The sequence below is a fragment of the Hungatella sp. SL.1.14 genome, assembly GCF_024460495.1.
Classification (GTDB): Bacteria; Bacillota; Clostridia; order Lachnospirales; family Lachnospiraceae; genus Hungatella; species Hungatella hathewayi.
The window spans coordinates 1-307 of sequence record NZ_JANFYJ010000264.1 but is presented as its reverse complement, the minus strand read 5'-3'; the positions used below and the strand labels follow the sequence as shown (position 1 = coordinate 307).

Annotated in this window: 1 protein-coding gene; it reads right to left on the bottom strand. The window is 53.4% G+C overall.

The features are described 5' to 3' along the window. Positions 1-28: 28 nt before the first annotated feature. On the bottom strand, positions 29-307 hold a 279-nt coding region (locus NE473_RS30935), incomplete at its 5' end, for a terminase small subunit (protein WP_256265626.1).

The following is a 307-nucleotide window of genomic DNA, read 5'->3' as shown; positions in this document are numbered from 1 at the left end:
TAAAATGATATGGCGGTGTGTCATGTCGTTAAACAGCGGAAGATACTTCGGTATGATCGTCTCTGATATCCTGATCTGCTTGCGGTGCATCGTTTACCACCTCCACGCCGTCGCCGTTGTCTCCGCCTGCGCTCTCCCTAATGATCTTCCCGGTCTGTGCCTGTATATGGTCAATCCTTGCCCGCTGTTCTGGCGTCGCAAGGTCCATGTGGTCAGCAAGCCATTCCAGAGCCTTCATACGGTCCGCTAGCTTTATACTGGCTCCGTGCCGCCCCTTCTTAACCTCCGTTATGATCGTTCCGTCAAC